The sequence below is a fragment of the Nitrospinota bacterium genome (genome assembly GCA_035528715.1).
Classification (GTDB): domain Bacteria; phylum JADFOP01; class JADFOP01; order DATKYB01; family DATKYB01; genus DATKYB01.
This window is the reverse complement of record DATKYB010000102.1, coordinates 1-11407: the sequence shown is the minus strand read 5'-3', so window position 1 is coordinate 11407 and position 11407 is coordinate 1. Positions and strand designations below refer to the sequence as shown.

The 11407-nt window shown below is 37.9% G+C and carries 14 protein-coding genes; 13 read left to right on the top strand and 1 reads right to left on the bottom strand.

What is annotated here, in order from left to right:
• The first annotated feature begins 47 nt into the window (after window positions 1-47).
• The 11 genes from VMW81_07445 (at window position 48) to VMW81_07395 (ending at window position 8841) form a co-directional block, all read left to right on the top strand.
• Entirely contained in the window at window positions 48-812 is a 765-nt protein-coding gene (locus VMW81_07445) for an AAA family ATPase (protein HUU50777.1), read from the top strand.
• A complete protein-coding gene (locus VMW81_07440; GenBank protein HUU50776.1) occupies window positions 802-1656 on the top strand; it encodes a ParB/RepB/Spo0J family partition protein in 855 nt (284 codons plus the stop codon). The genes VMW81_07445 and VMW81_07440 overlap by 11 nt, the downstream gene beginning before the upstream one ends.
• A gap of 3 nt (window positions 1657-1659) precedes the next feature.
• On the top strand, window positions 1660-2058 hold the full coding sequence (locus VMW81_07435; protein HUU50775.1) for a polymer-forming cytoskeletal protein: 399 nt from the start codon (window positions 1660-1662) through the stop codon (window positions 2056-2058).
• A 115-nt stretch (window positions 2059-2173) separates the two neighbouring features.
• Window positions 2174-2596 carry an ATP synthase F0 subunit B gene (locus tag VMW81_07430; GenBank protein HUU50774.1) on the top strand — a complete coding sequence of 141 codons (423 nt, stop codon included), beginning with the start codon at window positions 2174-2176 and terminating at the stop codon, window positions 2594-2596.
• 10 nt (window positions 2597-2606) lie between these two features.
• A complete protein-coding gene (atpF, locus tag VMW81_07425; protein ID HUU50773.1) occupies window positions 2607-3167 on the top strand; it encodes a F0F1 ATP synthase subunit B in 561 nt (186 codons plus the stop codon).
• A complete protein-coding gene (gene atpH / locus VMW81_07420; GenBank protein HUU50772.1) occupies window positions 3164-3715 on the top strand; it encodes an ATP synthase F1 subunit delta in 552 nt (183 codons plus the stop codon). The genes atpF and atpH overlap by 4 nt, the downstream gene beginning before the upstream one ends.
• The gene (gene atpA / locus VMW81_07415) at window positions 3715-5226 is read left to right on the top strand and encodes a F0F1 ATP synthase subunit alpha (protein ID HUU50771.1); all 1512 of its coding nucleotides are present in this window, start codon (window positions 3715-3717) and stop codon (window positions 5224-5226) included. Before atpH ends, atpA begins: the two co-directional genes overlap by 1 nt.
• 30 nt (window positions 5227-5256) lie before the next feature.
• Entirely contained in the window at window positions 5257-6114 is an 858-nt protein-coding gene (gene atpG, locus VMW81_07410; protein ID HUU50770.1) for an ATP synthase F1 subunit gamma, read from the top strand.
• Window positions 6115-6134: 20 nt separating this feature from the next.
• On the top strand, window positions 6135-7559 hold the full coding sequence (gene atpD, locus VMW81_07405) for a F0F1 ATP synthase subunit beta (GenBank protein ID HUU50769.1): 1425 nt from the start codon (window positions 6135-6137) through the stop codon (window positions 7557-7559).
• Window positions 7560-7973: a F0F1 ATP synthase subunit epsilon gene (locus tag VMW81_07400; protein HUU50768.1), complete on the top strand. Its 414-nt coding sequence runs from the start codon at window positions 7560-7562 to the stop codon at window positions 7971-7973.
• A gap of 220 nt (window positions 7974-8193) precedes the next feature.
• Window positions 8194-8841: a lactate utilization protein gene (locus VMW81_07395; GenBank protein ID HUU50767.1), complete on the top strand. Its 648-nt coding sequence runs from the start codon at window positions 8194-8196 to the stop codon at window positions 8839-8841.
• 445 nt (window positions 8842-9286) lie between these two features.
• Here the strand turns inward: VMW81_07395 and VMW81_07390 are convergent, their stop codons facing one another.
• Window positions 9287-9997, bottom strand: a complete 711-nt coding sequence (locus VMW81_07390; GenBank protein HUU50766.1) for a hypothetical protein — start codon at window positions 9995-9997, stop codon at window positions 9287-9289.
• Between the two features lie 110 nt (window positions 9998-10107).
• On the opposite strand from VMW81_07390, the gene VMW81_07385 reads away from it, so the two are divergent.
• Both VMW81_07385 and VMW81_07380 read left to right on the top strand, forming a co-directional pair.
• Window positions 10108-10902, top strand: coding sequence for a hypothetical protein (locus VMW81_07385; GenBank protein HUU50765.1), 795 nt, complete (start codon window positions 10108-10110; stop codon window positions 10900-10902).
• A 144-nt stretch (window positions 10903-11046) separates the two neighbouring features.
• The gene (locus VMW81_07380) at window positions 11047-11262 is read left to right on the top strand and encodes a hypothetical protein (protein ID HUU50764.1); all 216 of its coding nucleotides are present in this window, start codon (window positions 11047-11049) and stop codon (window positions 11260-11262) included.
• Window positions 11263-11407: the final 145 nt, after the last annotated feature.

Sequence of the window (11407 nt, the reverse complement as noted above, 5' to 3'; positions counted from 1 at the left end):
ATGCTATTATTTTTTAAAAAATTAGCTATACTAAAATAAAAGAATATATGGCGAAGGTTATCTCTGTATCAAACCAAAAAGGGGGCGTGGGCAAAACTACCACAGCAGTAAATCTATCTGCCTGTTTGGCCGTAGCAGAGCGAAGGACCCTTTTAATAGACCTAGACCCACAAGGAAATGCCAGCAGTGGGTTGGGTATTAGCAAAGATGGGCTTGAAAAAAATGTTTACCAGGCCCTTATTGAAAATTGCTCACTTGATAAAACCATTCAGCATACAGAAATAGAACATTTAGACATCGTTCCTTCGAATATAGACCTTATAGGAGCAGAAATAGAGTTTGTAAATATGGAAGACAGAGAGAAGAGATTAAAGGCCGCGCTTGAGAAAGTAAAAGACAATTATGAATTTATTGTTATAGACACACCCCCCTCCCTTGGTCTTTTGACCATCAATTCATTAACAGCAGCTGATGCGGTCTTGATTCCGCTGCAGTGTGAATTTTATCCCTTGGAAGGATTAAGCCAGCTTTTAAAAACGATAAATTTAATCAAGAGAAACCTTAACCCCTCCTTGTTTATCGAGGGAATTTTATTAACAATGTATGATGTAAGAACACTTATCTCTCAGCAGGTAACAGAGGAGATAAGAAGGCTGTTCAAAGATCAAGTTCTTCATACCATTATTCCAAGAAGTGTTCGTTTAAGCGAAGCCCCAAGCTTTGGCAAACCAATAATTCTCTATGACATTGAATCAAAAGGAGCAGCAGCCTATCTTAATTTAGCAAAGGAGTTAATTTCAAATGCAGCGTAAGGCACTGGGTAAGGGGTTAGAAGCATTAATTCCGGAACTTAAGACAGATACAATTAAGGAAGAGAGGTTGATAAATATTCCTGTATCAATGATTAAACCAAACAGATATCAGCCAAGAAAGAGGCTTGATAAGGCAAAACTAAAAGACCTGGCAGACTCTATCAAGGAAAAGGGAATAATTCAGCCGATCATAGTAAAAAGAGGAGAAGATGGTTATGAGCTTATTGCGGGCGAGAGACGCTGGAGGGCCTTGCAGATGCTGGGAATCGAAAAAGCGCCTGCCCTAATAAAAGAAATATCTAGCTCAGAGATATTGGAACTGGCTTTGATAGAGAATATTCAAAGAGAAGATCTGAACCCCATAGAGGAAGCCCTTGCTTATAACGAGTTGATTAAGGGGTTTGGCATGACCCAGGAGGAACTTTCTCGCAGGGTGGGAAAGGACCGATCCTCAATAACCAACTATATTCGGTTATTAAAACTCCCAGAGACTATCAAAGAAGATATTGAAAACAATAGATTGTCAATGGGACATGCCAGGACTCTTCTTGGTCTGAAGTCTGTAAAGGAGCAGAAAGCCGTTAGGGATGTAGTTATTAAGAAGGCCCTTTCTGTCAGGGAAACAGAGAACCTTGTCAGGAAGGCACAACAGGGATTGAGGCTGAAGAAGAAGGCAAAAAAAGATATATTCCTTCTTTCTGTTGAGGAAGAGCTTAAGAGGAGGCTAAACACAAAGGTTAATATTAGCCAAAGCAAAAAAGGAGGGAAGATAGAAATATACTATTACTCTGAAGAAGAACTCCAAAGGTTGTTGGAAGAGATAAAAAAAGGGGGGATTAATTAAAAAATGTCAAAGGAAAAGAATGAACAATCAGAATCCAAAGAAATTAAGGCATTTCTTGGAGAGGGAACAGAATTTAAGGGAACTCTAAGCTTTGAAGGAACGGTTAGGATTGACGGAATGCTAGAGGGTGAAGTAGTGACTTCAGACACCCTGATTGTTGGCGAAAAAGCAAGAATCAATGCAGAGATTCACGTTGGCACCTTAATAGCTCTTGGGAAAATAACAGGCAATATTAGTGCCTCAAAAAAGATAAAAATTCATTCGAGCTGTGAATTAAATGGGAATATCAAAACCCCTTCCCTTTTTATTGAAGAAGGGGCTATCTTTGAGGGAAGCTGTGAGATGGACAAGGAGATGCTTAATGTTTCAATAGCTGAGGAGGTACAGCTAAAAAATAGCTAAAATAGAAAGCATGAAGATATTGACAAAAATTACACTGTTGTGCTAGATTATTTTGCTTTTTAAAGGTCCTTCTAATAAAAGTTTTCAAATCTAATTTTAAAGTTGAGGTCTTAATATGTCTATTGACTCAACATTTTTTTTGCTTTTTATCAATTTTATTATATTGCTTGTTATTTTAAGAAAATTTCTGTTCAGACCCTTCCTGGAAAATTTTGAGAAAAGAGAGAGACTAACCAAAGGGTATCTCAAAAAGGCAGAAGATAATGAAAGGCTTGCTGAGGACAAGCTAGAAGAATATAAAAGAATCATACATTTAACAAAAAATGAGATCAGTGAAGATCTGGCGAGAGTTCAAAAAGAAGCTATTGAAAGGCAACGGGAGATTGTCGATTCAGCAACGCTCAAATCTCGAAATATCATGGAGAAGGCGAAGACAGAGATAATAGAAGCAACATCTCAAGCAAAAAAAGAGCTTATAGAAAAGACCAAGAGGTTTTCTACGGAAATTGCAGAGAAGATATTGGGAAGAAAGCTATAAAAGGTATTTTATGTTAATAAATCGGATAATATTTTCAGTTCTGTTAATCATTTTTTCGGCTAAAGCAGCTTCTGCGGCAGGAGGGGGACATTTTAGCTTAACCCATGAAGCCTTTAAGATTATAAATTTTGGATTATTTATAGCCGTCTTATACTTTTTTTTATTCAAGAAGGCAAGGGAATTTTTTAAAGGAAGAAGTAAGAGTATAAAAGACGAGCTAGAAGAAGCTGATTTAGCAAGAAATAGAGCAGAGCAAAGGCTTAAAGAGTATAGAGAGAAGCTTGATTCTGTTGAGAAGGAAATCTCTATGTTACGAGAACAAGCCAAATTGGATGGTGAAAAAATTCAAGAGAAAATAAAACAAGAGGCCGAAGAACTAGCTAAAAAAGTAGTTGAGCAGATAAAGAGAAACATTGAATTAGAGTCCAAAAAAGCTAAGGCCAAACTTCAACAGGAAGCAGCTCTTTTGGCACTCGGAATGGCTGAGGAACTCATAAAAAAGAATATTAAAAAAGAAGATCATAATAGATTAATAGATGAATACATAGAAAAAATGGAGAAACTGTCTTGATAGGGAATGTTGTATCAAAAAGGTATGCAAAGGCCTTATTAGAGATAAACAAAGAACCGAAAGATGTGGACAGAATTGATAAAGAGCTAAAAAATATTGCTTCTTTAATTAAAGAGAACAAAGGCCTTCGGGACCTTCTCTACAATCCAAGCATAGATTTAGGCTTTAAAAAAGGAATATTAGCAGAAATCATTGAAATTATTAAAGTTATGCCGGTCGTGTCAAGATTTTTATATCTTCTTCTTGAAAAGAACAGGCTGAATCATATTATGGCAATATCCCTAATTTATGGGGAGCTTTCTAACGAGATTCACAACAGAGTGAAAGCCTTGATAACATCTGGCTATCAAATACCAGAAGACTCAAAAAAGAGGTTGAAAGAGAAGCTTTCAAAGTTAACCAAAAAAGAGGTGTTATTAGAAGAGAAAATTGACCCTTATTTGGTTGGAGGGATAAAGATTCAGATGGGAGGATATATAATAGATGGAAGCATTAAAAACCAACTGGGACATATAAAAGAAGAACTATTGAAGGGGGTTAAAGGATAATGGAAATCAAGGCAGAAGAGATTAGCGAGGTAATAAAGAGGCAGATTGAAGGGTTTGAAAAAGAAATAGAGTTAAGCGAGATAGGAACAGTCATTTCTGTAGGCGATGGAATAGCAAAGATTTATGGATTAGAAAAGGCGATGGCTGGCGAGCTCATAGCTTTTCCAGAAAATGTTTATGGTATGGTTCTTAACCTGGAAGAGGACAGCGTAGGAACCGTGCTTTTGGGAGAAAGCACGCTTATCAAAGAGGGGGATGAGGTAAAAAGGACAAAAAGGATTGTAGAAATTCCAGTAGGCGATAAAATGATAGGAAGAGTTGTCAATGCCCTGGGAGAGCCTTTAGACGGAAAGGGGCCTATTGATACAGAAGAGTTTAGGCCTGTTGAGAGATTAGCGCCTGGCGTGGTTAGCAGGCAGCCAGTAAAAGAACCCCTTCAGACAGGGATTAAGGCAATTGATTCAATGATACCTATTGGTAGGGGCCAGAGAGAATTGATTATCGGGGACCGTCAAACAGGAAAAACAGCTATTGCTTTAGATACGATTGTTAATCAGAAAGATAATGATGTCAAATGTATCTATGTGGCTATAGGCCAGAAGATGTCAACGGTAGCAAGGATTGTAGATACCTTAGAAAAGAACGGGGCCATGGAATACACAACAGTCATTTCAGCGACAGCGAGCGAACCCGCGCCCTTACTCTATATTGCCCCTTATTCTGGATGTGCTCTTGGAGAGTATTTTAGGGACAATAAACAGCATGTCCTGATTATATACGATGATCTTTCCAAACACGCAGTAGCTTACAGGCAATTATCTTTGCTTCTCAGGAGGCCTCCTGGCAGGGAAGCCTTTCCAGGGGATATATTTTATCTCCACTCAAGATTGCTGGAGAGGGCAGCAAAATTAAATGATGAGATGGGAGGAGGATCTCTAACAGCATTGCCTATTATAGAAACACAGGCAGGAGATGTATCTGCATATATCCCAACAAACGTTATCTCTATTACAGACGGACAGATATATCTGGAGTCTGACCTCTTTTATTCTGGAATTAGGCCTGCTATTAATGTTGGGCTTTCTGTATCTCGCGTAGGAGGGGCTGCCCAGATCAAAGCAATGAAACAGGTGGCTGGAAGGCTGAGGCTGGATTTAGCTCAGTACAGAGAAATAGCTGCCTTTGCTCAGTTTGGCAGTGAGTTAGATGCTGCAACGCAGGCCCAGCTTGCAAGAGGACGAAGGATGATAGAGGTATTAAAACAGGGTCAATACAGCCCACTCTCAATAGAAAAACAGGTTTTAATAATCTATCTCGGGGTTAATGGATATTTAGATGATGTCTCACCAGAGGAATGCCGTGAGGTTGAGGAAAAAATCCTCCAATTTATGGATGAGAAGCATCCTGATATAGGAAAAGAAATAAAGGATAGCAAAGAGATTAGTGAAGATACTGAGGATAAACTTAAAGACGCCATTGATGAGTTTAAAAAAACCTTAAAATCTCAATAACTTAAAACAAAATTAAATATAATAAAATAAATGGCTACGTTAAGAACAATAAGGCGGAGAATAGGAAGCATAAGAAATACCCAGCAGATAACAAAAGCTATGAAGATGGTAGCTGCTGCAAAGCTTAAGGGCGCTCAAGATAGCTTGCTATCGGCTAGGCCTTATTCTAGTAAGATTCAAGAAGTTGTAGAGAACCTTGTTGCGAGAACTGACCTGAGCCCCCACCCTTTGTTAGAAAAAAGAGAGATAAAAAGGGTGGTTTTGATAGTCGTTTCTTCTGACAGGGGGCTCTGCGGCGCTTTTAATGCAAATATCTTCAGAGAAGCAATGAGCTTTTTGAAAGAAAAGGAATTTGAAAAGTCATTGATGTTGATTGGAAAAAAGGCTCAGGAGTTTTTTAAAAGAAGGGATTTTAAAATCAAAAAAGAATATAAGGATTTATTTACAGACTTTTCATATATAAAGGCATCAGAGATAAGCCAGGATATCATGGAAGATTATGTAACGAGAGACATTGATGGTGTCTATATAATTTATAATTATTTTAAGTCTGTCTTATTTCAGAAAACCATCGTAAACACTTTATTGCCTTTTGAATGCAAGAACAAACAGGAGGGAGCAGCAGATATTGATTATATTTATGAACCTTCAGAGCTAGAAATCTTAAAAGACCTTCTGCCAAGATATATAAAAACACAGATTTTTAGGGTCCTTTTAGAATCAATAGCCAGCGAGCACAGCGCAAGGATGACGGCGATGGATGCAGCAACAGAGAATGCCGCCGAGTTAACAGAAAGCTTAACCCTTACATACAACAAAGCAAGGCAGGCTGCAATAACGAAAGAAATTATAGAAGTTGTAAGTGGCGCCGATGCTATGAAAGGTTAATTTAAGGAGGAAGAAAGCTAATGAACGAAGGAAAGGTTACGCAGGTTATTGGTCCAGTTGTTGATATCCAGTTTGAGAGAGGAAAGCTACCTTTCATATACAATGCTGTAAAAATCATTAAAGATCAGCAGGAAGGCTCGGGTGATAAAGAAGATTCTATCACGGTCGAAGTGGCCCAACACTTAGGAGAAAACTCTGTTAGGGCTGTTTCCATGAAGCCTACCGAAGGACTTGTTCGAGGAATGAGGGCTATAGACACAGGAGAACCGATTTCAGTTCCTGTAGGAAAGGAGATCTTGGGGAGGGTCTTAAATGTTTTAGGAGAGCCGGTAGATGGCCTGGGACCAGTAAACACAAAAGAGAGATATCCGATTCATCGTCCAGCTCCTGACCTCCAAGAGCAGGCAATAGAAACGGAGATGTTTGAAACAGGGATTAAGGCAATTGATCTGCTAGAACCTTACTTAAAAGGGGGCAAGACAGGTCTTTTTGGTGGTGCTGGCGTAGGAAAGACCGTTATTGTTATGGAACTGATCAGAAACATTGCCATTGAGCATGGTGGAGTCTCTGTTTTTTCCGGCATTGGGGAGAGGACAAGAGAAGGAAATGACCTCTGGTTAGAGATGAAGCATTCCGGCGTTATAGATAAGACGGCCCTTATTTATGGTCAGATGACAGAACCCCCGGGCGCAAGGCTGAGGGTAGGGCTTACAGGCCTTAGCGTTGCTGAATATTTCAGGGACGTTCAAGGCCAAGACGTGCTTCTTTTTATTGATAATATTTTTAGGTTTGCCCAGGCTGGCTCAGAGGTATCAGCCCTGCTGGGAAGAATGCCTTCTGCAGTTGGCTATCAACCAACGCTGGCCACAGAGATGGGCGCCCTTCAGGAGAGAATTACTTCTACCAAGAAAGGGTCTATTACATCTGTCCAGGCCATATATGTTCCTGCAGACGATCTCACTGACCCTGCACCTGCTACAACCTTTGCCCATTTAGATGCCACCACTGTTTTGTCAAGACAGATAGTAGAGCTGGGCATATATCCTGCTGTAGACCCGTTAGATTCCACATCGAGAATTCTTGACCCACGAGTTATTGGAGAGGAACATTATCAGATAGCCAGGGAAGTTCAAAATGTCCTTCAGAGATATAAAGACCTTCAGGATATCATAGCCATTTTGGGAATGGATGAACTATCAGAGGAAGACAAGGTTATTGTTGCTAGGGCAAGAAAGATTCAGAGATTTCTTTCTCAGCCATTTTTTGTGGCCGAAACCTTTACAGGAACCCCTGGAAGATATGTTCCATTAAAAGAGACCGTAGCTGGATTTAAAGAGTTAATATCTGGTAATTTAGACCATATTCCAGAGCAGGCTTTTTATATGGTTGGAAATCTTGATGAAGTCCTCAAAAAGTCAGAGGAGCTTAAGGGCGAAAAGGTGTAGATGAAAATGAAGATAAGTTTAGAGATTCTAACCCCTGATAGACAACTTGTGAGAGAAGAGGTAGATACAGTAACAGCTCCAGGAGTAGAGGGGGAATTCGGCGTTCTTCCTGGCCATACATACTTTATAACTAAGCTCGGTATCGGTATGGCCTCGTATAGTGTTGGTTCTGAAAAAAAACATCTATCAATTAGCGGTGGCATTGCCGAGATTGGACCAGACAGGGTTAATATTCTAACAGATGTTGCTGAAATTCCAGAAGAGATTGACATAGAAAGAGCAAAGGCTGCCAAGGAGAGAGCAGAGGCTCGTTTGGCAGGGAAAACAGATGAGGATGTAGATTATACAAGGGTATGGGCTGCCTTACAAAAGGCACTTGCCAGAATACGCTTAGCCTCACAAAGAAAAAATTAGTTTAATAACTGTATTTTATTGTTAAAAGGCAGTGCTTAAGTTGGCACTGTCTTTTGATTTAAAGAAAAGATATAAATAATAGAGAGACAGGCACACAGAATGAACTATTGAAAAAAAGGTTATTATAGACATTATAGAATTTAGCTTAAAAAACAAGGGAGGGATATTCTAAAAAAGGGAAATATTTGGATTTTCAAACATCAAAATTAAGGGAGAGACCATGAAAAGCCCGAGAGAAATCATAATGGAGAAGAAGGCAAAAGCAGTTTGTAAAGCCCTTGAAAAGAGATACATGAATGGGCTGTTTGTAGAAACAAAAGAAAAGGCTTGCAAAGAGGTATTAAAGATGGTTCCGAATAAATCCTTGGTGGGTCTTGGCGGTTCCGTGACCCTATTAGAAACAGGCCTTGTTGATAAGCTTCGGAAAAAGGATGTAGCCCTTCTTGATCGATATAAAAAAGACATAACCCCGAAAGAAATAGAAGCAATGAGGGTAAAAGGGCTCATGTCTGATGTCTATATCTGTAGCTTCAATGCCATAACCATAAAGGGGCAAATTATCAATTGCGATGGTATGGGAAACAGGGTTGCCGCTACCCTGTTTGGTCCTAAAAAAGTAATATTGATAGGCAGTGTAAGCAAGATTGTTAATACGATTCAGGAAGGGATTGATAGGGTTCATAGCATAGCCGCACCAATGAACTGTATCAGGTTTAATGCCAAGACTCCCTGTGCTGCAACAGGAATTTGTGATGACGAACACTGTTTTCCTCCAGGAAGGCTCTGTAATTGTTTTACCATCATTGAGGGACAGCATCAAAAGGAGAGGATAAGCGTTATCCTTATAGGCGAGGAATATGGCTTTTAAATTCAGCCCCCGCGGACTGGATTATAATTTAATAGCATAGAAGATATAATATTTCGGCTCCAGCGATAGCGTCTCGGCTCTAAAATTCTCTAACCGGCCTCGTTCATTTCTTGCTTGCGAAAGCAAACGAACCAAAGAAAGACACCCCCATCGATTTTCTTAACGGATTAACCAATCCTTTTTACCTTTCTTGCTCACCCAAGAAAGGTAACTAAAGAAGGGTGCCCCCCCTGCTTTTTTAAACGGGGTTTTTCTGCAATCGTTCGGCGAGGAAGGAAACTCGCTTCGCTCAAACACCCTTCCTCTTTTCTCCTCACTCAATTGTAAAATCCCTAAAAAGCAGAAGGGGGAGTTAAAAATCGCTTTGTGGTTCTCCGCAAGGAAAATGCCTGAAAAGGGGGAGGGAAAAAAATAATAAGCATTTTAATTGAAAATCATTTTAGCTTTATTTTTCTTCTTCGTAACTTTCTATATATTTGCAAATTTCATAACCTAACTTTGTGATTCTATAATAAGGTTTGGGCATAACCCCGCTTCGATCGCCATATTGTCTATCAGTTAATAGTTTTTTCTTTATTAATTCATTTTCATGGACTTCCACAAGTTCATTATATTTTAAATTGGATTTCTCAGCAATTTTTTTCAACCAATATCCAGCTCCCGAATCTATTTGTTTAGTATTTTTGAACCAATCCTCTTTAGTAACTTGATAACAGGCATTAAGTACAAGAATCTCCCCAGAAGAGAGATTTCTGCAAATCTTCATATATTGCTGTGGAAGTATACTGTTGCGATCGGTTACTTTTTCACTTGCAGCTACAAGAAAGATTTTTTTTAGTACTGAAAAATGCATTTCATCTGGTGAGTCATTATCCAAAAAATCTAATAATTCCTGAAGACAAACCTTATGTTGCTCTGTAAATTGATAGTCATCTTTGATCCGTCCTTTTTCTTTAAATTTATCCCATTCTTCTTTAAAAATTGATAAAAATTGACCACCTCGCATCCTTTGGAAAATACGACTAACCGATAGAATATAGTCTTTCCTCTCAGAAGTAAGTATACCAGTGATTCCCTCGAGAAGGTTTCTCAAAGTAGAAGTGATAATATTAGATGTCTCATCTTCAAACTGCTTTGGCTCGATTTCTTTCTTCATATTAAGTTTTTATAAATCCATTGATAACACCCTGTCAAGAACTTTCAATTGCAATAGTCTATTGTTTTATTTATTATATTCATATCAATAATTTCATAGAGCGGTACTTTATGAAAAAATATATAATATTTATCTTTTTTATTCTTATTACTTTAAATGTTAACGCTCAAACAAACATAAAAAAATCATTAGAATCTCAATCTCTAACTAATGAAAAAAATATAGAGATAGTAAAAAAATCTTTGATTAAAGAGCAGACTTCTTCAAAAGAAATTCCAGCCGAAAAAGGAATACATATTAGCATTATAACAGCAACAATATTGGCAGGATTTTTTACTTTTTTAGGTGCGTTAATTGGAAGTTTTGTAAATATTTTTCATCTTAAAAAAAGAGAAAAAGAGGAATATCGTTCCTTAATAATTGCATTTGGTTATGAATTAGTATTTGCATATAAGCGTTGTATTGACAATTATGAACAAATATTTAAAGGTGAGGTATCTTATGGCAATTTGTGGGACTTTTCTGATGCTACGACACTTTCAAGGTTTGCTGCAGTATGTAAAAATCCAAAAATAATTGGTGCAATAACTGATCTTAAAGCAAAATTTTTCCAAGTTAGGCGACATTATGAAACGGCTTCTGATTTAGCGGTCAAAGCGGGAGCAATGCCTGATAGAACTGAAAGAGAAAAAACTAAAGCACAAGCAACCGCTGCTCAAAGTAGAGCAAACGCCTTCTTTATAAGTCCTTATGAAAGTATAGAACAACAGATGGATTTACTGCTAAAAGAAATAAATAAAGTTTGTCCCGGTGAAAACGCTAATGAGCTTAATTCAATATTCAACAATTCTAAGGTTAAGAAAAGAAACCTGGAAAAGAGTAAAAAAGAGTCCACAAATGATTAATATAAAAATATGAATTCTTCATCAAAACTAACCAAAGAAAAAGTAATAAGATTTTGGACAATAAGAGGCATTGAAGATTTTTATTTAGGCTTTTATATAGAAGGAAAGTTTCGATGGTATCCACCCCTTTTTTATGCTCAAGGTTTGGAAAAAATTCTTAAGGCTTATATTCTTGGAACAAGAACAGAAGAATATGAATACTTATCAGAAAATGAAGCAAGGGAAAAAATCAACGAAATTGCTAAAAGTAGGGAATTAGGGCATAACTTGAAAAAGATGATTGAAAAACTTATTTCTAAAAATATATTAAGTAGAAATGTTTTTACAGATCTATTCACAAAATGCGGAGAAAAAAAATAACAGGTGAAACAATTATTGAAATATTAGAAAAAGCCTATGATGAGTATAGATATCCAGTTCCCGAACCCATCTCTAAAAAATACCCTATAACTAAAAATGGAAAGGTTTTGTGGGACCCTCTCGGTGCAACTGAGCCAAGAGAGTT